The following is a 22,841-nucleotide window of genomic DNA, read 5'->3' as shown; positions in this document are numbered from 1 at the left end:
TACCTGTCCATGTACGGCAAAAAATGACAGGCAGGATAAATTAAGTTAAAGTATTATTGACTTCAGAAGAGGATGGTCATGGAGGTTGAGAATGGACTGGACAGCCCGGCTGACACAGGCAGTGGATTACATGGAAGACAATCTTGAAGGGACGGTAGAGTTTGAACGCGCAGCGGAACTGGCCAACTGCTCGCTGTTTCATTTCTGCCGGATGTTCGAGGTGGTTGCAGAAGTAAGTCCTGCCGAGTATGTCCGCCGGCGCCGTTTAAGCAAGGCTGCACTGGATCTCGCTGCCGGCAGCGTAAAGGTGATCGAGGCTGCACTGCGCTGTGGATATGAAACACCAGAGTCCTTTACAAAAGCATTCAAGCGTGCCTTCGGTATTACGCCGACGGAAGCGCGGGAAGGTGCTGCGCTTGAGGCCTGGCCTCCAATGCAGATGACCGTTATCCTCAAAGGAGTTGAGTGTATGAAGTATCGAATCGTTGAAAAAGAGGCTTTCACCCTGAGCGGTGTATCTATCAGAACCAGTCAGGATGGCGGGGATAATATGTTGAGTATCCCGAAGTTCTGGCAGGAATCGGCACAGTCAGGGCTTGTTGAAAAGCTGGCTATGCAGCATGGCCCTATGGGAATGTTAGGCATCTGTCATGACTACAATCCAGCAGATAACTGCTTCAGTTATTCTATTTCGATTGAAAAGCCCCTGGACAGCAATGTGAAATTGCCGGATGGCTCTGAGGATATCCAGGTACCGGCAGCGACCTATGCAGTGTTCGAATCGATTGGGCCAATGCCGGATGCAATTCAGGCAGTCTGGAAGAAGATCTACAGTGAATGGTTTCCCGGCACCGATTACGAGCATGCCGGTACCCCGGACTTTGAGGTCTACCCCATACAGGCTGATCCTGATTGTGATGGATCCAGCCCGGACTATCGCAGTGAAGTCTGGATTCCAATCAAAAAGAAATCCTGAGAGAGAAGTGACCTCCCGGGGAGGCGCGCTACCGTGTGCGCGCCGGGGGGCGTGTCTCGTACGGGGAGCGCCTTGAGTAGCTAGAAAAAGGCACCAACTGTTACTGGCATGTTATTTCTCTATCATAGTTTACAAGCCAATGTAGAAGCGCAAAATCCGGTCTGGATATATGCTTGTGTAAATATTGATAGAGAAATAATTTATTCAAGAATCATGGTGCCTTTTTCTAGCTACTCAAGGCAGCACTTCTTCAATGATTGACGCCCCCCGATTTTTTATCCTGCCAGCTCCTATTGTTTGGAAAGTGAAATTAATTGCGGGTTTCGGTGGTTTCGTGTCATAATTGGTTATTGGGGGTCAGGATGAATCACGGAGTCACGTATGGATGGGGATATGATGGGCAGCGAAAAGCGGATCTGGGGGACGGGAGGTATCTGAATCCGGTTGTGCCTGGTGATCATCCTGATCCCACTGTTCTGAAGGACGGCAGCGACTATTATATGACGTTTTCTTCGTTTCTTTCATACCCGGGTATTGTTATCTGGCATTCTCGGGATCTGGTGAACTGGAGGCCGATCTGTACGGCTCTGACTCAGTTCATCGGGTCGGTGTATGCGCTGGATCTGATCAAGCATGAAAATCGTTATTACATCTATATTCCGGCTGTCGGAGATGGTGGCTGCCGGATTTTCGTGATTTATGCGGACAGGATTACAGGGCCCTGGAGTGAGCCGGTGGATCTGAAGATCGAGGGGCATATTGATCCGGGGCATGCAGTAGGGGAGGACGGGAAGCGCTATCTTTTCCTGAACGGGATCAATCGGATCGGTCTCGCGGATGACGGCTTGTCAACGATTGGAGATCTCGAGCAGGTTTATGAGCCCTGGCGGTATCCCGAGGATTGGGTGGTTGAGATGTTCGCGCCTGAGGGGCCGAAGATTACCAGACACGGGGATTATTTCTACCTGATCAGCGCGGTTGGGGGGACTGCCGGGCCGCCGACGAGTCATATGGTGATTGCGGCGCGTTCAAAGTCGATTCATGGACCCTGGGAGGACTGTCCGCATAATCCGCTGGTCAGGACGGTCAGTAAGGATGAGCCCTGGTGGTCGCGGGGGCATGCGACTCTGGTTGAGGGGCCGGCTGGTGACTGGTGGATGGTGTATCATGCCTATGAGAACGGGTTCAGGACTCTGGGCAGACAGACAATTCTTGAAGCGATTGAATGGACAGATGACGGCTGGTTCCGGGCTCTCGGCGGTACTCTTGAGGAGCCGATGCGGAAGCCGGTGGAGCTGGGAGTGGCGGATGAGAGTGCTGCGGGATTTCCGCTTTCGGATGATTTTTCGACGAACAGGATGGGTATGCAATGGTCTTTTTATCAGCCTGATGCCGGAGAATTAATTCGGGCTGATTATACCGATGGCGGGCTTCTGCTCAAGGGGAAGGGAACGGGACCGGCGGACTGTTCTCCCTTGACCTGTATAGTCGGAGACAGGTCCTGGGCGGCTGAGGTTCAGCTGGATGTGCGTGATTCCGGTCAGGGTGGACTGCTTTTATTCTATGATGAGCGCATGTTTTGCGGGGTTGGATTCAGCAGCAGCATAATGTTCAGCTATCACTATGGTCAGGAACATCCCTGGATGAGGGAGAGCATTTCTGCGGACTCGATCCGCATCAGGGTGGAAAACCGGGAGCATATTGTCACCTGGTTCTATGCTCTGGATGAGGGGCCCTGGGTCAAGCATCCCTGGCAGATGGAGGTTTCCGGGTTCAATCATAACGTGTTCGCGGGATTTACCAGTCTGAAATGCGGCTTGTTCAGCACCGGACCGGGGTCGGTCTGCTTCAGGAAATTCCAGTACAGGGCTTTGTAGATTGGGGTCGGAAGTCTTGTAGTTCAATAACTCAATAATCTATGGGGGGATCGCAGGCCTTTCTGTGACATGAACTGAGAATCTTTTATGAATTGACATACTAGTATACTAGTTTTATTGTGTGGTGGATGCAAGCAGTGATTCATGTCGCGGAGGTAGAATTTACATGAAGATGATAATGCGTTGGTTTCCTTTCGGGGATGATAGTGTAAGCCTGGAACAGATCCGGCAGACTCCTGGTGTCAGTGGGGTCGCTGCATGTATGCAGACAATCCCGGTCGGGGAGGTCTGGCCGCTTGAGGATCTGCAGGAGCTCAGGGCAGAAATCCAGGCTGCCGGGCTTGAGATGGAAGTTATAGAAAGCGTAAACATTCATGAGGACATCAAGAAAGGGCTGCCGATTCGGGATCGATATATCGAAAACTACATCCAGACAATCAGGAATCTTGCTGCTGTTGGTGTGAAATGTATTTGTTATAATTTCATGCCGGTAATTGACTGGGCCAGAAGTGACCTTGCCTACACAATCGAGGATGGAAGTACCGTTATGCTGTACAGGCATGAGGATGTTCAGGCACTGAATCCTTCCAGAATGGCAGAATCTATGTATGGAAATTCCAGAGGATTCAGCTTGCCTGGCTGGGAGCCGGAGCGCTTCGGGAAGATGGCCAGGGACATAGAGTTCTATCAGAAGATGAGTAGGGATCAGTACTGGGATAACATGAAATATTTCCTCGATAGAATCATTCCCCATGCTGAGGAAAATAATGTCAGAATGGCAATCCATCCTGATGATCCACCATGGGATCTCTATGGATTGCCAAAGGTTATTACTAATGCAGAAAACATCAGGACCTTTTTGTCGTTGAATGATAGTCAATATAACGGGATATGTCTCTGTACCGGGAGTCTGGGAGCAAATCTTGACAATGATATTATTTCTATTATTCGCGAAATAGCCCCGAGCGGAAGAATTCCCTTTGCGCATATCAGGAATCTGCAACATATTTCTGGAACTGATTTTTATGAGACTGCTCATTTATCCGGCTGTGGTGAACAGGATATGTTCGAGACTATCAGGGCTTTTCATGACAGCGGGTTTAATGGATATATCAGGCCGGATCATGGACGTATGATCTGGGGTGAACAGGCCCGTCCGGGTTATGGGCTTTATGACCGGGCACTTGGGGTAAACTATTTACTGGGACTATGGGAAGCAGTAGACAAGATGAAGAAAGCAGCTGAATGAACAGGAGTTTGTACATGAGTCCTTCGGATAGGCAGTCAAAGGAAACAGCCAGGGAATACGCCCTGAGAATGATCAAGAACAGTATAATCAACCTTGAGTTAGCCCCAGGCAGCATGGTAAGCGAGAATGAACTGGCGGCTCGTTTCGGTCTTTCCAGAACACCGGTACGGGAGGCTATGATTGAACTGGGGAAGGCTCAGATTATGGAGATCTTTCCCCAGAAAGGCAGTCGGGTAAGTCTGATCGATTATGATCTGGTAGAGGAAGCGAGTTTTCTCCGGCGGGTTCTGGAGACAGCGGTTGCAGAAAAACTCTGTTCTCTGGCTGGGAGTCTGGACTTCAGTCATGTACATGAAATTCTCAGACTTCAGGTCTTTTACGTGGATCACCCTTCGCCTGCTAAATTTTTCAGTCTTGATAATCAGTTCCATGCGGAGTTGTTTCGGTTATGCGGCAAGAGCCGGATTCACAGTCTCATAGACAGCATGACTACTCATTTTGACCGGGTGCGGACTATGAGTCTGCTCACGATCAGCGGAGACAGAATCGTAAAAGATCATTACAGCATAATCGAAGCAATAGAAAACAAAGACGCTGCAGCAGCACGGGATGCGATGACAGAGCATCTATCCCGCTATAAAATCGATGAAAACCTGCTCAGGGAGAAATACCCTGATTATTTCAAGCCCTTGGGAACTGTATGAAGTTCATACCACCCTGCATTCCTTGCTAATCGGGACGGCGGCGCCTTTTTCTGTTGCGGATTTGAATGGGGCGCAGTTTGCGGCAATGATCCGGTAGGCCCCGGAAATAAGGATTCGTTCTCCCTTTTCATTTACTGTCTCGAAATCCCGCGCTTTCAGGCGAAATTCTACTGTTCTGCTCTCCTGCTGTGGTATATGAACGCGTTCATATGCCCGCAGACTGAAATTTGCCTGTTCTGGCTGTTGGTCTTCTGCTTGTACATACAGCTGAACGACCTCATCACCTGCGTTGTCACCGGTGTTGGAAACGGTAACCTTCACCGTAATTTCGGTGCCTTCCTGAATCGATTCACAGTCACAGCTCATGGAATCAAAGCTGAAACTGGTATAGCTCAATCCAAATCCAAAGGGGTAGAGTGGTTCTTCCCGTAGGTAGCGGTATGTGCGGCCTTCCATGGCATAATCTTCGTATGGAGGAAGCTGATTGGTAGATTTCGGGAAGGTTATTGGTAGTTTTCCGGAAGGGGTGACATCGCCGAAGATAACATCTGCAATGGCGGTTCCTCCCTGCTCACCGGGATACCAGGCAAAAATAACAGCATCTGCAATATCCTCGGGAATGGCGATCGGACTGCCGCCAGTCAGAACCAGGATTACAGGTGTTCCTCGATCCCGCATCTGCTGTAAGTACTCAAGCTGCCAGGGAGGCAGTTCAATATCCGTGCGGTCGCCACGGGCGTGGGAGGCAATGGCGTCTCCTTCTTCCCCTTCTATAGCGTTGTCGTTTCCGAATACTGCGATTACCAGATCAGCAGCCTCAGCCATACCTAATGTCCAGCCGGTGTTCCGGTTCTCGTTGTGCATGAGGCAGCCCTGATGATAATCCATCTGTATGCTGGGCCGATCAATAATTTTGGCGGTAATGCCTTCAAGAACAGTAACCAGATTCGGACTCAGTCCATGGTAGTTGCCGATCAGCACATGAGGGTTTGCCGCTGCCGGGCCTATCAGTAGAACGCGCTGCGATTCATTTCGTACAGGCAGAATATTGTTGTCGTTCTTGAGCAGGACAAGGGATTTCCGGGCGGCTTCAAGGCTCAATTCGATATGTTTGGGGCTGCGGATCAGTTCGGGTCCAAGCTTGTCGTATGCGGAGCCCTCAGAATCGAGCATGCCGAGTCGGAATCTGGTGCGCAGCAGCCTGGTTGCTGATTCGTCTATCTTCTTCTCTTCGATCAGTCCCAGCTCGACGGCTTCGGTCAGTGCTCCATATGTACAGCCGCAGTTCAGATCACAACCGGTGTTAACTGCCAGGGCCGCTGATTCAGCTGCGGTTTTTGTAACTCCGTGATGTTCGTGGAAATCGCGGATTGCCCAGCAGTCAGAAACATAATGTCCCTTGAATTCCCATCGCCCTCGTAGTATGTCCTCCATGAGGAAATGACTGGCGCAGCAGGGTTCGCCGAGGGTCCGATTGTAGGCGCCCATTACAGCTTCCACACCAGCTTCCACCAAGGCCTGGAATGCAGGCAGGTAGGTTTCATGGAGATCCTTCATGCTGGTTTCGGCATTAAAGGAATGGCGCAGGGTTTCCGGCCCGCTGTGTACGGCGAAGTGCTTTGCACAGGCCGCAGTTTTCATCTGGTCAGGGTTGTCGCCCTGCAGTCCGCGGACAAAAGCAGTTCCCAGGCGGGAGGTGAGCAAAGGATCTTCTCCGTAGGTTTCCTGGCCCCGGCCCCAGCGGGGATCCCTGAAAATATTCACGTTCGGAGTCCAGAATGTCAGACCGTGATACTGCTCGCCGCGGGTAGCAGCCAGGTTGTATTTCGCACGTGCTTCATCGGAAATAGCATCGGCGATCCGAAAGAGAAGGTCATCGTCAAACGAGGCTGCCATTCCTATCGCCTGGGGAAAAATGGTAGCGCCCCCCGCCCTGGCCACACCATGCAGACACTCATTCCACCAGTTGTACTTCGGTATATCAAGTCGATCAATGGCAGGGCTTTCATGCAGGAGTTGACCAATTTTTTCTTCCAGAGTCATGCTGGATACCAGGGACTGGATTTTCTGTTCTCTGTCCACTTTGTGTTCTCCTTGTATTGCTGTAGTCATTCAGATAAAAAAGCATCCCGCTGAACAGTTTCAACGGGACGCTATATATCAGTTTCTGCAATTTCTTGGACTTTAAATTATTGTAAGTCCAGAATTACCTCACTCAGGTTGGCAACGAAACGATTGTGTACGTTGCTGGCCTGCACCAGCAGTTCATAGCTGCCGGGACTCAGGTTAACGGTAGCGACTTCAAGTATTCGGTAATACTCCCATCCGCCAGTGCTGGGAATCGTAGTCTGTACTGTCTGGCCGTTAATGGTAACATCTACGGTAGAACCGGGAAACTCGGGATCACAGGATGCAACCAGTGAAACCATATAGGTGCCGCCAATCTCTACTTCTACGTCCCATGTGATCCGATCTTCTGTTCTTTCCCACCAGCCAATGTTTGGGCTCTCAAATACCAGCGCTCCAGTGCTTTCAAGCGTAGCATTCCGTGCAGGCAGCTGGATCCGGGCTTCCTGCTTTTCAGCAGGTGCAGATGCACAGCCGGCAATAAATACAAGCAGCAGAACTGCAGCCGTCATGATCAAAGCTTTTGCAATATGCTTTCTGTTCATAGTGTAACTCCTTTAAAAGATTACCAAGAGTATTCTTTCCCTAAATACTCTATCTGAACCAGCTAAATCACCATCGTCATAATTCTGTAGACCAGTATAGGGAATGTACCTGATGTTTATATTCTAATTGAGATGTTCAAAGCCCTGTATAGGGGCTTTTCCCGATGCTGTGGACGTGAATTCTACTGATTACTGGTTCGAGAAATAGGAGTGATCATAATAAAAAATTCCTCATAGGAAAAAAGGAGACGTATTATGAAAAAAGGATTGACGATTTTTGCAATCTTACTGCTTGCTTTCGGTTTGGTTTTAGCTGGATGTGACACGACTGGTGCTACCACAGACCCGGTGAATGGAGGATCAAGTGATACTGTTGATGAAACTACAGAACCGGAAGTAGTTCTCTCTCATGATTTTTCTACATTTGAATTAGGTACAGAATTTGAAATGGTAGGAAGCGGTAGCGCAGTAATTGTAGATGATCCGAATAATGCTGGTACTAATGTTCTTAAAATTACAGTTGAAAATTATCACACAGGAGTGCGCATTCCCTTTAAACTGACGGACACATTGGCGGATTATTCGTCCATAGTACTTTCTGCTACATTTGAAAGTGGAGATCTAAGTGGAAAATGGCTGCATGTTTCACTTCATGACGGTGATGCCGCGAATTATATTGATCAGGATGTGGGTGGTTCATGGGCAGAGATCCCTGTAGTTGCTGCTGATTTTGCTGACTGGAGTGGCGATCATGATATAACTGCATACCTGGATGCTGACAAGGGTAGTCTGGATGACTTTACTGGGATTACTGGTGATTTTGATCTTGTTTTTGGTATGCATCAATCAGATTCAGTATGGTATATTAAAACAATCGAGATTGTAAAATAGTATCTACACGAAGCTATTAAGCATTCAAGAAGGGAAAAACCGCTGGGCAACCAGCGGTTTTTCTGTATATAAGCTTCATCTTTCAGAGGTATAGGGAAAATCTCTTAGGCTCATCGGTTTTTTTCTACTATAAGCTCTCCGGCAAAGCTCTTATGTGAGGCCTTACAGGAGGGGGGTATAGTAAGAGCTCGTACATTACATCAAGGAGTTTTTGATATGATCAAACGTTTTGCACTGATCCCGGTGCTGCAATTTATTCTGCTGTCTTTACTCGTGTCGGGCTGCGATGTTGCTCAGAGTGGGCAGAATACGGATTTCAGTGGCGGTTTGCGGGAGCTGGCAGATGCTGCGGGTATAAACCTCGGAACAGCGGTTGGTGCTGACTATCTGGGTCAGACAACATATAACCGGCTGCTTAATATGCATTTCAACCATGTCACGGCGGAGAATGCAATGAAGTGGCATCCGCTTCTGAGTGGAGGCCGAGGAAACTATAACTGGATGGATTCGGATGCTCTCATGCAGCATGCTGAGAATCAGGATATGCGGGTACGGGGACATGCGCTTATCTGGCACAGTCAGAATCCGGGCTGGCTGGATAACGGCAGTTGGACGACGGCGAGTCTGCTGGAGCTCATGGATGAGCATTTTGCTGCTCTCTCCGAGCGCTATGGTGAGGCATTCTATTCCTGGGATGTTGTCAACGAGGCTTTTAACAATGGAGTGCACCGGCCGGAATCAATCTGGTACAGCACAATCGGAGAAAGTTATATCGCCGAGGCGTTCACCAGGGCACGAACGCACTTTCCGGATGCCCGTCTGTACTACAATGATTATAACATTTCCGGCGGTTATGGCTGGACGCAGTCCAAGGCAGATCTGGTATATGATCTGGCGGTGCAGCTTCTGGCAGATGGAGCCCCGATCGATGGTGTAGGATTCCAGATGCATCTACAGCTGGATCATGATTTCAGCATCAGCGGTTTCAAGGCAAATCTGCAGAGATTTATTGATCTCGGACTGCGGGTCGATGTCACCGAAATCGATATACGGATTGAAGAACCGATAAGCCAGGCTGAGCTGCAGCAGCAGAAGCAGCTGTACAAGGATATTCTGACTGCGTACCTTGAGTTGCCCAGGGAATATGCAGACACCTTTATAACCTGGGGTATTGGAGATGCGCAATCCTGGATTCCCTATACCTTCAGCGGCTATGGGGGAGGTCTGTGGTTTGATGAGGACTGGAAGCCGAAGCCGGCATTCTACGGCATAGAAGAGGTGCTTCTGGCTTATGTAGAATAGGTACTCCGGCGGTCGCTGCCGCCTAGTATTTCGCCCATTCTACTGCCATAAGTCGAAGTTCCTGGGAGGAGCTGCAATGCAGCTTCTCCTTGAGGTGCGCCTTGTGAGTATCCACTGTCTTGATGCTGATATTCAGCTTGTTGGCAATTTCGATGGTACCCCAGCCCTCACCGATCAGCTTGAATACCTGCAACTGCCTGTTCGAGAGGGATTGAATGGAGGCCAGACGACTTGAGTTTTCCAGCCGTCCGCCACCTCCGATCATGTGTTCAAGTAGGTGCTCTCGTTCTTTCTCGCTTACCCAAACCTTCCCTGCCAGAACCGTATTGATGGCGTCGATTACCTTGTCACCTACCTCAGCCTTCATTATGTATCCCTTGGCTCCTGCATGCAGTGCACGCTCAGCAAAATAGCGCTCCTCGTGCATGGACAACACAAGCATTGTCAGATTGGGTGCAATTGCCCGCAGCTGCTTGATCAGGTTCAGTCCGTCCTCATCACCGAGGTTAAGATCGATTATTGCCAGATCGGGTTTTCTGTCCTGTATAATCTGTACTGCATCCTGCGAGTTCTGCACTTCGGCGATTACGCTGTGATGTGATTCACTGTGAATAAGTTGAGCCAAGCCTCTTGAGAACAATGGGTGATCTTCTATAAGTACGATGGTTTTTTTTACCATAACAGAATCTACTCCTCAGTGAAAAAATCATCCTATTGTAGCATGGATTAGTCGTGTATACTAAAAATATGAAGCCTTGTATCGCACTATATGTCAATAATCTCGACGAGGAATATCAGCTTTCGGTATTTCAGGGGGCCCGTGAGGCGGCCCTGGAATCTGGTCTGAATCTGCTGTGTGTTCAGGGGGAGGCCCTGAACGACTACGATCCGAAACGCTCAGAGATTTTTCCGTCCCGCGGTATATTTTCTTTTGATGCAGCTATTCTGCTGTCTTCGGCAATTTACGATCATGGTGATATTACCAGTGTTCCCGGGATTAATGAAGCATTTTCCTCCATTCCCTGTCTGAGTATGGGCACCCATGCAAGCATGATGCCATCTATCGTCATTCCCTGTGAGGACTCGATGAAACAGTTGCTGGATCATTTAATTGATGATCATAGATACCGTCGTTTTCTTTTTCTTGGGGGACCGGAAAAACATAGTGATAGTACAGCACGAAGGCGGGTTTTTACTGATTGCATGCAATCTCGCAGCAAGCAGTATCCTGACATGAAATGGGAATACCGAAGCGGGGGTTTCAGTGAGACATCCGGCTTTGTAATCGTAAAGAGATACATCAACGAGCATCCAGATCATCCGCTGGATGCTGTGGTTGCGGCCAACGATAACATGGCTATCGGGGCCATGAAGGCAATTCAGTCGGCAGATGAAGAATCTGGATGGAGAGCATGTGCGGTAACCGGTTATGACGACATACCGCATGCAGCCCTGGAGATTCCCAGTCTCAGTACTATCCGCCAGCCTCTGCAGAGGATGGGTAGAGCCGGTGTTGAGGTCATAGTCAGGATGCTGGAAGGGGTTCAGGTTGATCATGAGCTCTCTGTCCCTTCCGAACTCTGTCTGCGTGAATCCTGCGGCTGCCGCTATGAGCGCGGTAATCTGTCGCAGCAGAACACAGGAGTAAGCGGCAGTCAGCTCTATGAGGTACAGACAGAGAAATTCCGTATTGAGCAGGCTATGCGCAGTTTGAGTTATCTCGGTCAGCGTCTGTCAGCCGTTTATACAATGGAAGAGCTGGTGTTTTACCTAGGGGATTTTCTGCAGTCAATTGGAGTAGAGGCATATTATCTTCTGGTTTATTCACAGCCCTGCCATGAACTGCCTTATGAGGCCGAGCTTGTCTATTGTGTTGAGGATGGAAAAGAGTACTCATTTCTGGAGCAGCCCCAGCTGCTTCAGCCGGAAGAGATCGCGCGCAGAACAGGTCTGTATGAAGATAATCCCCAGGTGCGCTGCGTATATCATCTCCAATCCGGACATGAACTGCTGGGAATGGTTATATACAGTACCGATGATTACTCACACACCCAGATCTGTAGCAGCTCGGTATCCATTGCTAATACACTCAAGCGATTTCATCTTTTCGCAGATGAGAAAATGCGGGCACAGAAACTGGAAGAGCAGGTTGAGCTGAGGACCCGTGATCTGAGAAAACTGAATATGGAACTGGAAACGGAAGCCCGGCGCCGTCTCGCGGTCGAAGCCCAGGTGCTTCAGATCAGTGAAATGGAACGTCTGCGTTTCAGTATGGATCTGCATGATGATATCTGTCAGCGGCTCTGCGGTATTTCCATGCTGGCGAAAAGTATCAAGAAGCTGGAGGATGCCAGTGAGCTGGTAGAAATGATCGATGAAACTCTTGTTCTGACTCGCCGTTACGCCCATGATTCATTCCCGATGGAACTGAGCCGCTTCGGTCTGCGTGAATCCCTGCAGCAGCTCTGTAGTGCTGCCCGATCATATACCGGCTGTGATATCAGCATGCTCTGGGAAGCACCGAATGTCTTTCCTATGACTCACGAGCAGCAGTTGAATGTCTACCGTATCGTTCAGGAGGCCCTGCAGAATGCCATTAAACATGGGAAACCTAGCAGGATTGTGGTTGCCATGCAGGCCAATCCGGAAGATACGGTTCTTCTGGAGGTTTCGGATAATGGCAGTGGTATGGTTGTAGTCAGCAATGATCAAGATGCAGAGCAGAAGTTGCACCGCCGTCCTCGCGGTCTCGGCCTGCGTTCAATGCAGTACCGTGCCCATCAGCTACAGGCTGAATACAGGATTCAGTCGAGTCCTGGTGAGGGGACATGCATACAGCTGTATATTCCACTAGGGAAGGTCGGCAACAGCCTGATATAGGAGCAGTGCTGCCTGGTTAATCCCGGAGATTAATTTGGATTGCTTGCCCCAGTAGGTTTTCATCCTGAACTGCTGAGGGCTCATGCCGGTTTTCTTCTTGAACACCTTGGAGAAATGAAACTCATCCGAAAATCCGAATAACTCTGCAAGCTCACGGTTCGATAGTGTTTTCCTGGCAATGAGGACGCTGGCTGCCTGGATCTTCATTCTCAGGAAATAATCGATTGGGGAATGCCCGGTCTTTTCCTTGAACAAATGGCTGACCCGGGATTCCGTCAGACACACATGTTCGGCAAGTTCCGATACTGTCAGTTTTTCTGTAAGATGCTCCTGCATATATTCCAGAATGTCAGCCAGGACTGTATTCATATTAGTTCAGCAGTTATGTACATGGTGTTCCCCACTGGAGCCGTATACAATTACTTTATCTCCTGCATTTATTTAACTGCAGGTTTCCATAAAAACACATCGGGTATTTCCTGTATCCTGAAGCCCGGTCTTGTGATCGGCGGAGTTAAGGAGGAACTATGAATTTTACGAAAGAAATCAAAGACAAGCGTAGGCATGCCTATACACTTTCTTTTGGCCAGGCACATGCAGGTCAACAGGTAAGCATTGATCTGAAACAGCACAGCTTCAAGTTTGGCTGCAATGGTTTTGGAATTCTGAACGGAGATCAAACATATGCACAGTTGTTTGAGAATCTCTTCAATGCAGCTACCCTACCTTTTTACTGGGGCAGGTATGAGCCGGTAGAAGGGCAGACCAACGAGGAAAAGATCCGGGAGGCGTCCCAGTGGTTCCGCTCCAGAGGAATAAGCCTTAAAGGCCATCCTCTGGCCTGGCATACCGTCTGTGCTGACTGGCTTCTGGCCTACGACACCCCGACAATATACCGCAAGCAGATGGACCGGATAGCACGGGACGTCAGTGCTTTTGCGGGACTGATTGACACCTGGGATGTAATTAACGAGGTGGTCATTCTTCCGAGATTCGATCGCTATGATAATGCCATCAGCCGTCTTGCCAGGGAATACGGTGCCGAGGAACTGACCCTGGACTGCTTCAAAAAGGCCAGAGAAACGAATCCGGAGGCAGTGCTGCTTCTGAATGATTTCAATCATTCAGCGAAGTATGAACAGTTGATCGAGCGACTGCTGGATAAGGGCTGCCCCATAGATGCGATCGGCATTCAGACACATCAGCATCAGGGCTATCATGGAGTTGAGTACATACAGGATGTGCTTGAGCGCTTCAGCCGATTCGGACTCCCTCTGCATTTCACTGAGGTTACCATTCTTTCCGGTGATTTAGCGCCCGCTCACTATGATGATCTGAATGACGCTGAGCGGGAAGATTGGCCCTCTACCGAGGAAGGCGAGGAAATACAGCTGCAGCAGGTAACTGAATTCTACAGTCATCTCTATGCCCATCCGCAGGTCGAGTCAATAGTCTGGTGGGATATGCTTGACGGCAACTGGCTCAATGCCCCTGCTGGTCTCGTCCGCCGTGACATGAGTCCAAAACCCGCGTATTTGAAGCTGCAGGATCTGATCAGAAATGACTGGGGATTCCCTGAAAAAACAGTGACCCTGGATGAAAAGGGCAGTGTGGATATAGACGGACCGGAAGGCTTGTATACCTGCAGCATTAACGGCCGGACTATTGAAATTGAGCTGAACAAGCAGAGCAGGAATACAGAAGTGACAATTGCTTAAAATACCAGCCCTGTTCAGTAATCATATGATCATACAAAGGAATACACCAGTTAAGGTGTATGGCTGGAGTAGTTCATATGAAGCAGTCCGGATACAGTTAGGTCAGTTCAGCAGCTCAGTCCTGCCGGCTGGTTCTGAATATTTCTGGGAGGTAATCCTGCCGCCTTGTCCTGCAGGAGGTCCGCATGATCTGCGGATCTCCTCGGAATCAGACAGAATTGTGATTCAGGATATTTATTTCGGAGACGTCTGGCTATGTTCCGGGCAGTCCAACATGCTCACCCCCTTGTCTCGGCTTCAGTACGATTATCCTCATGAGGTGGAAGCAGCCAACAATCAACTTGTCCGCATTTTTATGGTTCCTGAATCCGCTGCCTTCGGTGAAGAACAGCAGGATCTGCCAGGCGGCTCGTGGATCCCGGTTTCGCCTGAGCAGGCAGGGAATCTGTCAGCGGTTTCCTGGTTTTTTGCTCATGAAATGCAGAGAAAGACAGGAATACCTCAGGGGGTTATCAATGCCAGCGTGGGAGGTACTCCGATTCAGTCATGGATGTCTGCAGCATCGTTGCAGGAATATCCTGAGTATCTGCAGGAAGCCAGTTACTTTGCAGATACCGGAAACTGCAGTCGTATTACGTCAGATGCTCAAAACGAGCATGACAGATGGTTCGGAGAACTGAATGCAGAAGATCCTGGTGTTAATTCCATAGAGCCCTGGATGGACGGGTCCTACATCCTCCGGGAAGGGTATCCCATGCAGATACCCTTTGCAGATACGGAAGGCTCCATTCTGAAAGGCTGCGGATCGTTCTGGTTTGCGCGTGCCTTCGAGCTGCCGGCAGAGTCTGAAGAGCCTGCTGGCGATACTGCGCTGCTGAGGCTTGGACGTATGGTGGATAGCGATACTGTCTGGGTAAACGGGATCCTGGTCGGCACAACGGATTATCAATACCCACCGAGAAATTATGAGCTGCCGGAGAATGTTCTGAAACCCGGACAAAATGTAGTTGTGGTGCGTCTTGTAAGCGGAGGACCGCCGGCAGGATTCATTCCGGACAAGCCGTATTATCTGGAAACAGGCAGCAGCAGAATAGGCCTCGAAGGCGAATGGCTCTGGCTCAGGGGTAAGGAAATGCAGCCTCTGACGGAATTCCCTCGCTTTGTGAGCAAGCCCGTCGGTCTGTACAATGCAATGATCTCACCACTTTCAGAAACTGCGCTGAGCGGGGTTGTCTGGTATCAGGGAGAATCAAATGTAGAGGATAATCCCGGTATTTACTACGATTTGCTTGTCAGTCTCATTCATGACTGGCGTGTGAGAATGTGCCAGCCTGAGCTTCCCTTTGTCCTGGTCCAGCTACCTTCTTATGGTATTCCCATGAATTATCCGCAACTCAGCGGCTGGGCCACCGTGCGGGATGCCCAGAGAAGAGCTCACATGGATATTGATCATACAGCCCTGACGGTAACTATTGATCTCGGTGAGTGGAATGACATTCATCCATTGAACAAGATTGATGTAGGCAGACGTATTGCATCTGCTGCCCTGACCTTATTGAATCAGGACAGTACAGAAGGAGTCAGCCCGGTGCCTGAACTGGCAGTTTGTGACAGCCACATACTGTATGTTGATTTCAGGAATTGCCCGGACGGTCTTAAAACCAGTGACGGCAGGCTTCCCGGTCATCTGTTTGTCTCATACAGCCTGGACGAAGATGACTGGCAGGCAGTATCCGGAACAATTTCCGGGAGCAGGCTGGAGATCTCTCTGGCGGCTGACTGGGGATGCCCGCACCGGCTTTGTTACGCCTGGGCCGACAATCCCGAAGGGGTGAATATCTGCAGTTCTGAAGGGCTTCCGGTTTCTCCATTCCAGATGAAGGTCAGACAGGAGGGCCAGTAGCCCTCCTGTTGCATATCAAAATCAGTAGCTTAGATCGCTCATTCTCCGTTGTGTACGGATCGGTCCGGTAGAGGTGCTAATTCTCATAAGCAGTTCTATGCGGCCTTTGCTGTATTCATCGGTTCCCTGGGCTTCAGAGTTCGGATTTAGATTGCGGCTGGTATATGCAATTTCGAAACCAGCATGAGGTATAAAGCTGAACTGGGCACCGGTGCGGAGTTTTGCTACATATTCACTGTTGATGTATGTCCGTACATATGGTACAAGCTGGGCTTCCATTAAATCATAGCTGATTCTTGCAGCAGCAGACCATCCGAGGTCATTACCTTCTGTCTGCAGCAGATTGTTGATCCGCAGCTCTGCCATTGCTCCCAATTTATCTACAATTCCGATATCCCCCTCTGGTTCTTCGAACTTGAATGCAAGGTCCAGATCATCGTTCTCACTGTATGCAGCATAAACCTGGGCATATGTAAATCGCTGCAGGTATCCGTCTCTCTCATAGATGTTGTTGAAATAACTCGCAGCAGGACTGCCTGCCATATCTCCCCATACATCGCTGGTAAAAACAGGCTGGCTCAGACGAAGCGTGAGGCCTCCACCAACTGCCCACTGCATATTGCCTTCATCGGGAATTACGGCATCGAATGCGACAACTGGATTCAGGGCACGATTATCTCCCAGGTAGAAGGAAGGCTCGGCTTTGAAGCCAAAACCAATGGGAGTATCTGTATAGCGGATGCCACCCATTACGTTTCCGGAGACCTCAACGGTCAGAGGAGTCGATGAAGAAGCTGTTGGTCCAAAGGGTGTAACTGTGAAATCGATAACACCAGCAGCACCATTTGCATTTTCTGCATCCGGGGTATTCACGTTTCCTTCAGTGGCCAATGTGAGGTATGTACTGAAAAGATTTCGCTGCTTGTAACCGACATAGGCAAGTGCACTGCTGTTATAGGAAGCAGTTGTATAGGGGTTACTGTTTAGCAGGAAATGTCCGTCGAGAGCATCCGGATCAGGAAAATAGAGCACCTTTCCTCCGGAGCTGATCGATGTTGCTCCATTTCCTTTGACATATTCACCTGCCTGACTGAACAGGCCAATATGAAATCCCTTGCCTTGAACCTCTGCTATCCAGATTGGTTCATTCAGATCATCGGCGTAGCTGTTGATCCGGTTTGTAAAATTCCGCATGAGAATTCTGCCGGACCATGTATCGGGATCGTCTCCCACGTTGTGTTGTTTCGATGTATCGTACATCGAGTCAACAAGGCTGAAACTGAAACTGACATATCCATCATTCCTTCTGATTCCGAAGGCATTGTTGTCGAGATTGTAGCCGATACTTCCGGTCTGTTGGGCACCGATCCAGAAAAACGGGCTGACTGCACCGTGTTCCATGGTTGCTGCCGGTGGCATTTCCTTGTCCGGGGCATACATGAACTGCCCGAATACCGGAAATGCGAAAAAGAAACTGAGTACCGCAGCTACAGCTGCACGTATATAAAATCGTCTATGATTCATTATGTTCTCCGTTGAGCTTTTGCTACTGATGCGAGGAGGAAATTGCACGTAATTTTGCAATTTCCTCTTGAAAAAAACAGCTGCCTGAAATGCTTCCGGCAGCTGCGTATCCTTATTTCATGTATTCGTTACTGGAAATTTATGGAATAGATATGGTAGCTCGCTCCACTGGAATTGGAGTGCAGCTTGAATCCCACCTTGTGGACATCGGAAAGTTCTGCAGCAGTAATGTTCATACCGCCTGGTCCGGTTCCGAGAATAACATTCGATTGTCCGCGCTCGCCGGCGTTCAGTCCGCGCCATCCGTCGGATTCCGGCTCGAGATGTCGTCCTGCACCGTCAAGGAGAACAGGCTGGAGCTCGACACGTCCTGAAGCGTTATGTGTCCAGTCAATAACAATCTCCTGGTACATAGAAAGATCCCGCTGTCCCTCAGGCAGCTGCCACACTGCGATGCTCCAGGCATCACCGCGGACATCGACACGGTTGTTGGCTTCATCCAGGCTGACAATTGCACCCCCGCTGGCAGCTGCGGTAATATCCAGCATGCTCTCAATATTGACAGTTTCAGCAGCAGGCACAGCCGCAGCCGGTGCATCGCTTGTTGCACAGCCAGCAAAAATCAGTGTTAACACAAGGCTTAAAACCCCGATTATCAGTACACCTTTTTTCATAGTAATTCTCCTCGTTGAAATCAGATTACTCTGATTGTCAACCGAGAACTGCTAATCCGGAATACTGCAATTATACCATTTGGTGGTAGGGGATTTTCCTTAGTCGAGAAATCCCGGGTACTAAGGAATGTGAGCCTTCCAATTGCTTGATGAAATTACTCGGAAATAATTCTGTTAATTTGGGATTCTTCAGGTTAGAATAACTCGGGGAGTGTATGTATGGCTGGTATGGAACAGCATATTTCTGAACAGCATATTTGTTCAGAAAAACTTCTGGAAATAATAAATATCCAGAATGATATTGCTCAAATCGGAGTGGATTTCGAGAAACTTGCCTTTCTGATAGCCGACAGGTCAATGGATATTACTGATTCGGATGGTGCAGTAGTAGAATTACTGGAAGAGGATGAGCTTGTGTATCGGGCTACAGCTGGTATCGCAGACAAACAGCTTGGTTTGAGATTGAAAAGTCATGGGAGTTTGTCCGGATTCTGTGCCAGGACCTCAGAGCCGCAGAAATGTGACGATTCAGAAACAGATCAACGCGTGGATCGCATTGCCTGCCGCAAAGTTGGTCTTCGTTCAATGCTGCTGGTTCCCCTGGTCTTCGGTGAGACATCTATTGGTGTGTTGAAGGTATTTTCCTCCAGAAGTCATGCATATTCCGCGAAGGAACTGTATATCCTGAAATTGCTGTCACGAATGTTCTGTGCTGTACTCTATTCCGCAGACAGGTTGAGGAGCGACGAACTGTATCTGAATGCAACGACTGATACCCTGACAGGAATAAAAAACAGAAGTGTATTCTATGATCGCCTTCGGATTGATCATCAGATGTCCAGAGAAAGCTCTCCGTTGTTCGGTGTATTTATTGCTGATATGGATAATCTTAAAATAATAAATGACAGTCTGGGGCACATTTTGGGTGACAGGGCAATTATAGAGGTCGCAAACCGTATAAAAGCAGTGATCAGGGAGAACAGTACTTTTTGCCGAATAGGGGGAGACGAGTTCGGAATTATTGTATATGGAGTCCACACTGCAGAGGAAATGGAGAAGCTTAAGAGACGGATAACCTCGTCTGTTCACCGGCCTTGTGAGATCGCTTCACATAAGATCACACTCAGCATAAGCATTGGTTACGCCTTGAGTTCCAGGAGTGGCAGTGATATAGATAAACTGGTTGAGGCAGCAGATAAACGAATGTACGAAGATAAAAGACAGAGAAGATGAGCCTTCTGAAGTAGCTTCAAGCACACCTACCGTCATAGGAATTCCCGGATCATGGGTAGCTTGATCCGGGAATGCTGCTTCTGATCAATAGATCATCTGATCAGTTAATTATTTCAGCTGTAATTGTGTAGCGGCCACCGCCTGCTGAACCGAATGAGCGTACCCGGGTGTTGAAAAGACCACCGCGTTCAGCACGGTACTCAATCATGGAATTGCTGCCATAATAATCGTCGTTTTCAGCAACCGTCCTGCCGGAAGGATCAAGCAGGACAAGCACTGTGTCAAAGTCATCTGATTCTGCAATAACCCGTACTGTTTCTCCGGCTTCAAGCTGAATTGAATGTTCGTTATACAGGTGTCCATTGTTGTCCATCGGGGCTCTGTGATTCAGTATGCCTGTCCAGACCATTGCATCAGCGCTGTAGTGAAAATCCTCCCACTCACTTGCCAGAATGCTGAACAGACCGAAGCCATCGCTGAAGAAGCTGGAGGCGTATATCTGATAGGTTCCGCTCTCGGGGGTGGTGAACTGGAGCCGGGCATTCGTCCCTGCCCCTGAATCATCATCATAGTCGAAGAAGTCATATGGTCCGGTAACACTCAGATAGGCATCAAAATTATCCGACATCATGTCAATCTGGATTGCCTGGCCGGCTATGAGGTCAATACTGAATACAAGTGATGGCTTCCCGTTGAACTGCTCCTCTCCATAATGCAGATATGCCAGAAGTTCCCTGTCGATTGTCAGTTCTCTCTCATCTGAAACTACTGCAGGTTCGCGTTCCTCGAGACGGATCTCGAAATCTCCCGTTTCATGTCCGGAATAGGATCCGGCAATTATTAACAGCCTGTCTTCCGGGGCAACCGGAAGTAGCAGGCGCGAATCACTGGTGTTCCAGTCTGCATCATCATTTACCAGCAGATTGCCTCCGGGAAGCAGGACATATAAGTAGGTATCAAAATCACTGGACTGCAGGTCAATAGAAAGCTCTGCGTAATCAGTGGCAGTATAGGAGTAAGCCGAGAACAATAGGTCGTCGTTATCTGATTCAAGGCGGCCTTCAATACTGCTTCCTGTAATTGGAATAGTCTCTATCGGTGTGATTTTCAGAAGATAATCCCCGTACTCCTCTCTGCTGAAGCTTGTTACGCGAAGATCGACAGTACTTTCATTTTCCGGCTGATAAAACAGGCCCGAGTCAGTTCCCATTTCGCGAAAGTCGTCATTTGCCTGGCTCTGTCCATCCGGCGGAGTTAGAATAAGATATGTGTCGAATTCTTCGGATTCAAGGCTGACAAAGACTGTTTCCCCGGCATTCAGCTGCAGTCTGTACTCGGTGTACGCTCGTCCCGTATCGTCAACATTACTTTCTGTTGTCAGAGTACCCTGGAAGCTCCCGGGGCTTATATCGCTTGCATATACCGCAGTAGCGAGGATCATGGTGCTGAGTACGGCCATGATGCATCTCATTGATTTCACTTGTTCCATCCTTTTTTAATTTCCTCTTGCTTATTCTTCGTATTTTCTGGAAACGGTATGGATGCTTGGAAGGGCATCAAAGAAGCATTTAACAAGTTGAGGATCAAATTTACTTCCCGACAGTTTTTTCACTTCCTCAAGAGTATCTTCCTCGGACCAGGCTTCCTTATATACACGTTGTGATCGGAGCGCATCGTAGACATCAGCAATTGCGACGATTCTGCCGAACAAGGGAATTTCTTCTCCCTTTTTCCCGAGTGGACGGCCATCCGGACCTGTCTTGAGTGCAGCACCGGTAGTCAGATCAATATGACCGGGATACCCGCTCCCATCCCAGTTCTCATGATGGTTAAGTGCGACAATCTGTGCTGTCTCATCGAATTCTGATTGTTTGTCGAGAAAGAGCTGGGCTCCGAAGAGGGTATGCTGTTCCATTATCAGGCGCTCTTCAGGGGTGAATCTACCGGGCTTCTTCAGAATAGAATCTGAAATAGCCACTTTTCCCACATCATGAAGCATGGCCGCCATACGGAGGTTATCTCGCTGCCGGGATATCTGCCGCTCGGGAAGACCGCTCTTACGGGCCCATCTATCGTATATTTCAACTGCATAACCGGCGACACGGTTTACATGTGGTCCGGTTTCTTTGGGATCTCTCAACTCTGCCATTTTTGTCATTCTGAGCAGGATAGCGCGGGTCATTTGTGCACGCTGAAGGGTGACAGTTGCGTTGGAGGCAAAATGTGTTACAACCAGCTCATCATCAGAGTCGAAGGGGCGGACATTTCCGTCAGAATCAAGAGCGTTAATAATCTGGAGAACACCGAGGATATCGCCCATATTCGTTTTAAGGGGTAAAGCCAGCATTGATTGTGTCCGGTAACCGCTCGTCTTGTCATAGTAGCTGTCGTAGCTATATGGCGCATTCTCCGGGATCTTGTAGACGTCAGGAATATTCAGGGCTTCGCTTGAGTATGCGGCATAGCCGGATATGGTTTTTGTATCGATAGGTATGCGGAAAATCTTGTAGATAAGCTTTTCGCCGGATGGAAGTTTTGAAGTCAGGGTGTCGTTCTGGGCGTAGGATACTGCGAGTTCATTGCCTTGCCGGATATATATGGATCCGGCATCGGCATTCATAACTTTCCGGGCCTCGGTGAGTATGTTCTCAAGCAGGACATCAATATCCTGTATCTTGTTTAATTCCGAATCAAGTGTTATAACGCTTCTCAGCTTGTCAATTCTTTCCCGCATAAGGATAGTATAGCGGGTTTGTGGATTAAATAAAATAATAGCAAGAGGAAATTGCAAAATTACGTGCAATTTCCTCCTCGCATTAATAGCAAATTCTCAAATTGTTTTATGTAAACAACTTGAGAATTTATAGTCTTGCGAATGCTCATGCAAAATGTAATTTTGCATAAAGCTCGCAGAAAAAAAACAGAATCCGGTGAAATTCTTTCTCACGCTCCTCCTGAATTTCGATTTGCCGGTATTGACCTTTCGGGACTTCTGGTCTAAATTGCTATACCCATACTGCAAGACAGCTGAAAAATGGCTAAGGAGATTGCTCATGGCAGCAGGTAAAGTTTCAAAGAACGCACGTCGTGAAGGTGCGAAAGAATTATTAAGTAAATGGGGTGGCAAGATCACCATGAAATCAGTGTTTGAGAACGGTAAAATGCGGCATTTTGCTGTTTGTGACAAGACCGGAAACCAGGCACGTAAACCTCGGGATCTGATGTAATTCATCATCTG

At 48.8% G+C, this 22,841-nt stretch carries 19 protein-coding genes; 11 read left to right on the top strand and 8 right to left on the bottom strand.

Features of this window, described 5'->3' with window-relative positions:
* Nucleotides 1–91: 91 nt before the first annotated feature.
* From ACYQ2L_RS04930 to ACYQ2L_RS04915, 4 genes are all read left to right on the top strand, one after another.
* Nucleotides 92–976 (top strand): AraC family transcriptional regulator, encoded by an 885-nt coding sequence (locus ACYQ2L_RS04930; RefSeq protein ID WP_460051830.1) that lies wholly within the window; start codon nt 92–94, stop codon nt 974–976.
* 362 nt (nt 977–1,338) lie between these two features.
* A complete protein-coding gene (locus ACYQ2L_RS04925) occupies nt 1,339–2,853 on the top strand; it encodes a family 43 glycosylhydrolase (RefSeq protein ID WP_460051827.1) in 1,515 nt (504 codons plus the stop codon).
* 166 nt (nt 2,854–3,019) lie between these two features.
* Nucleotides 3,020–4,102, top strand: a complete 1,083-nt coding sequence (gene uxuA / locus ACYQ2L_RS04920; protein ID WP_460051824.1) for a mannonate dehydratase — start codon at nt 3,020–3,022, stop codon at nt 4,100–4,102.
* A gap of 14 nt (nt 4,103–4,116) precedes the next feature.
* A complete protein-coding gene (locus tag ACYQ2L_RS04915) occupies nt 4,117–4,806 on the top strand; it encodes a GntR family transcriptional regulator (protein WP_460051820.1) in 690 nt (229 codons plus the stop codon).
* Nucleotides 4,807–4,809: 3 nt separating this feature from the next.
* Here the strand turns inward: ACYQ2L_RS04915 and ACYQ2L_RS04910 are convergent, their stop codons facing one another.
* Both ACYQ2L_RS04910 and ACYQ2L_RS04905 read right to left on the bottom strand, forming a co-directional pair.
* Nucleotides 4,810–6,888, bottom strand: coding sequence for a glycoside hydrolase family 3 C-terminal domain-containing protein (locus tag ACYQ2L_RS04910; RefSeq protein ID WP_460051817.1), 2,079 nt, complete (start codon nt 6,886–6,888; stop codon nt 4,810–4,812).
* A 107-nt stretch (nt 6,889–6,995) separates the two neighbouring features.
* Entirely contained in the window at nt 6,996–7,478 is a 483-nt protein-coding gene (locus tag ACYQ2L_RS04905) for a carbohydrate-binding protein (protein WP_460051813.1), read from the bottom strand.
* Nucleotides 7,479–7,733: 255 nt separating this feature from the next.
* Here ACYQ2L_RS04905 and ACYQ2L_RS04900 point away from each other — a divergent pair, with 255 nt between their 5' ends.
* Both ACYQ2L_RS04900 and ACYQ2L_RS04895 read left to right on the top strand, forming a co-directional pair.
* Complete coding sequence (locus ACYQ2L_RS04900; RefSeq protein ID WP_460051810.1) at nt 7,734–8,369, top strand: hypothetical protein; 636 nt, start codon at nt 7,734–7,736, stop codon at nt 8,367–8,369.
* A gap of 216 nt (nt 8,370–8,585) precedes the next feature.
* Nucleotides 8,586–9,671, top strand: coding sequence for an endo-1,4-beta-xylanase (locus tag ACYQ2L_RS04895; protein WP_460051808.1), 1,086 nt, complete (start codon nt 8,586–8,588; stop codon nt 9,669–9,671).
* A 22-nt stretch (nt 9,672–9,693) separates the two neighbouring features.
* Here ACYQ2L_RS04895 and ACYQ2L_RS04890 read toward each other — a convergent pair whose 3' ends face one another.
* Nucleotides 9,694–10,350, bottom strand: a complete 657-nt coding sequence (locus tag ACYQ2L_RS04890; RefSeq protein ID WP_460051805.1) for a response regulator transcription factor — start codon at nt 10,348–10,350, stop codon at nt 9,694–9,696.
* Between the two features lie 68 nt (nt 10,351–10,418).
* Between ACYQ2L_RS04890 and ACYQ2L_RS04885 the strand changes: the two genes are divergently transcribed.
* A complete protein-coding gene (locus ACYQ2L_RS04885; RefSeq protein WP_460051802.1) occupies nt 10,419–12,551 on the top strand; it encodes a substrate-binding domain-containing protein in 2,133 nt (710 codons plus the stop codon).
* Here the strand turns inward: ACYQ2L_RS04885 and ACYQ2L_RS04880 are convergent.
* The gene (locus ACYQ2L_RS04880) at nt 12,522–12,920 is read right to left on the bottom strand and encodes an AraC family transcriptional regulator (protein ID WP_460051799.1); all 399 of its coding nucleotides are present in this window, start codon (nt 12,918–12,920) and stop codon (nt 12,522–12,524) included. The genes ACYQ2L_RS04885 and ACYQ2L_RS04880 overlap by 30 nt on opposite strands.
* A gap of 158 nt (nt 12,921–13,078) precedes the next feature.
* Here ACYQ2L_RS04880 and ACYQ2L_RS04875 point away from each other — a divergent pair, with 158 nt between their 5' ends.
* Both ACYQ2L_RS04875 and ACYQ2L_RS04870 read left to right on the top strand, forming a co-directional pair.
* Entirely contained in the window at nt 13,079–14,269 is a 1,191-nt protein-coding gene (locus tag ACYQ2L_RS04875; RefSeq protein ID WP_460051796.1) for an endo-1,4-beta-xylanase, read from the top strand.
* Nucleotides 14,270–14,294: 25 nt separating this feature from the next.
* Nucleotides 14,295–16,172, top strand: a complete 1,878-nt coding sequence (locus tag ACYQ2L_RS04870; RefSeq protein WP_460051794.1) for a sialate O-acetylesterase — start codon at nt 14,295–14,297, stop codon at nt 16,170–16,172.
* A gap of 21 nt (nt 16,173–16,193) precedes the next feature.
* Here the strand turns inward: ACYQ2L_RS04870 and ACYQ2L_RS04865 are convergent, their stop codons facing one another.
* Nucleotides 16,194–17,696 carry a hypothetical protein gene (locus ACYQ2L_RS04865; RefSeq protein ID WP_460051791.1) on the bottom strand — a complete coding sequence of 501 codons (1,503 nt, stop codon included), beginning with the start codon at nt 17,694–17,696 and terminating at the stop codon, nt 16,194–16,196.
* Nucleotides 17,697–17,824: 128 nt separating this feature from the next.
* On the bottom strand, nt 17,825–18,370 hold the full coding sequence (locus ACYQ2L_RS04860; RefSeq protein WP_460051789.1) for a LysR family transcriptional regulator domain-containing protein: 546 nt from the start codon (nt 18,368–18,370) through the stop codon (nt 17,825–17,827).
* 219 nt (nt 18,371–18,589) lie between these two features.
* Here ACYQ2L_RS04860 and ACYQ2L_RS04855 point away from each other — a divergent pair, with 219 nt between their 5' ends.
* The gene (locus ACYQ2L_RS04855; RefSeq protein ID WP_460051786.1) at nt 18,590–19,603 is read left to right on the top strand and encodes a diguanylate cyclase domain-containing protein; all 1,014 of its coding nucleotides are present in this window, start codon (nt 18,590–18,592) and stop codon (nt 19,601–19,603) included.
* A 100-nt stretch (nt 19,604–19,703) separates the two neighbouring features.
* On the opposite strand, the gene ACYQ2L_RS04850 is transcribed toward ACYQ2L_RS04855, so the two are convergent.
* Nucleotides 19,704–21,062 carry a hypothetical protein gene (locus tag ACYQ2L_RS04850; RefSeq protein WP_460051784.1) on the bottom strand — a complete coding sequence of 453 codons (1,359 nt, stop codon included), beginning with the start codon at nt 21,060–21,062 and terminating at the stop codon, nt 19,704–19,706.
* 51 nt (nt 21,063–21,113) lie between these two features.
* On the bottom strand, nt 21,114–22,337 hold the full coding sequence (locus ACYQ2L_RS04845; protein WP_460051781.1) for a GAF and HD-GYP domain-containing protein: 1,224 nt from the start codon (nt 22,335–22,337) through the stop codon (nt 21,114–21,116).
* Nucleotides 22,338–22,656: 319 nt separating this feature from the next.
* On the opposite strand from ACYQ2L_RS04845, the gene ACYQ2L_RS04840 reads away from it, so the two are divergent.
* Complete coding sequence (locus tag ACYQ2L_RS04840; RefSeq protein ID WP_460051777.1) at nt 22,657–22,830, top strand: hypothetical protein; 174 nt, start codon at nt 22,657–22,659, stop codon at nt 22,828–22,830.
* Nucleotides 22,831–22,841 lie beyond the last annotated feature (11 nt).

The organism is Spirochaeta dissipatitropha (genome assembly GCF_054657935.1).
The sequence above is the reverse complement of the archived record's forward strand: the minus strand, read 5'-3'. Positions and strand labels throughout refer to the sequence as shown.

Bases quoted from the DNA above. Each gene is read 5' to 3' on its own strand.
- ACYQ2L_RS04850 (WP_460051784.1), bottom strand. From the start codon at position 21,062: ATGGCCGTACTCAGCACCATGATCCTCGCTACTGCGGTATATGCAAGC.
- ACYQ2L_RS04855 (WP_460051786.1), top strand. From the start codon at position 18,590: ATGGCTGGTATGGAACAGCATATTTCTGAACAGCATATTTGTTCAGAA.
- uxuA (WP_460051824.1), top strand. From the start codon at position 3,020: ATGAAGATGATAATGCGTTGGTTTCCTTTCGGGGATGATAGTGTAAGC.
- ACYQ2L_RS04845 (WP_460051781.1), bottom strand. From the start codon at position 22,337: ATGCGGGAAAGAATTGACAAGCTGAGAAGCGTTATAACACTTGATTCG.
- ACYQ2L_RS04895 (WP_460051808.1), top strand. From the start codon at position 8,586: ATGATCAAACGTTTTGCACTGATCCCGGTGCTGCAATTTATTCTGCTG.
- ACYQ2L_RS04915 (WP_460051820.1), top strand. From the start codon at position 4,117: ATGAGTCCTTCGGATAGGCAGTCAAAGGAAACAGCCAGGGAATACGCC.
- ACYQ2L_RS04890 (WP_460051805.1), bottom strand. From the start codon at position 10,350: ATGGTAAAAAAAACCATCGTACTTATAGAAGATCACCCATTGTTCTCA.
- ACYQ2L_RS04865 (WP_460051791.1), bottom strand. From the start codon at position 17,696: ATGAATCATAGACGATTTTATATACGTGCAGCTGTAGCTGCGGTACTC.
- ACYQ2L_RS04905 (WP_460051813.1), bottom strand. From the start codon at position 7,478: ATGAACAGAAAGCATATTGCAAAAGCTTTGATCATGACGGCTGCAGTT.
- ACYQ2L_RS04880 (WP_460051799.1), bottom strand. From the start codon at position 12,920: ATGAATACAGTCCTGGCTGACATTCTGGAATATATGCAGGAGCATCTT.
- ACYQ2L_RS04875 (WP_460051796.1), top strand. From the start codon at position 13,079: ATGAATTTTACGAAAGAAATCAAAGACAAGCGTAGGCATGCCTATACA.
- ACYQ2L_RS04885 (WP_460051802.1), top strand. From the start codon at position 10,419: ATGAAGCCTTGTATCGCACTATATGTCAATAATCTCGACGAGGAATAT.
- ACYQ2L_RS04900 (WP_460051810.1), top strand. From the start codon at position 7,734: ATGAAAAAAGGATTGACGATTTTTGCAATCTTACTGCTTGCTTTCGGT.
- ACYQ2L_RS04930 (WP_460051830.1), top strand. From the start codon at position 92: ATGGACTGGACAGCCCGGCTGACACAGGCAGTGGATTACATGGAAGAC.
- ACYQ2L_RS04925 (WP_460051827.1), top strand. From the start codon at position 1,339: ATGAATCACGGAGTCACGTATGGATGGGGATATGATGGGCAGCGAAAA.
- ACYQ2L_RS04840 (WP_460051777.1), top strand. From the start codon at position 22,657: ATGGCAGCAGGTAAAGTTTCAAAGAACGCACGTCGTGAAGGTGCGAAA.
- ACYQ2L_RS04870 (WP_460051794.1), top strand. From the start codon at position 14,295: ATGATCATACAAAGGAATACACCAGTTAAGGTGTATGGCTGGAGTAGT.
- ACYQ2L_RS04860 (WP_460051789.1), bottom strand. From the start codon at position 18,370: ATGAAAAAAGGTGTACTGATAATCGGGGTTTTAAGCCTTGTGTTAACA.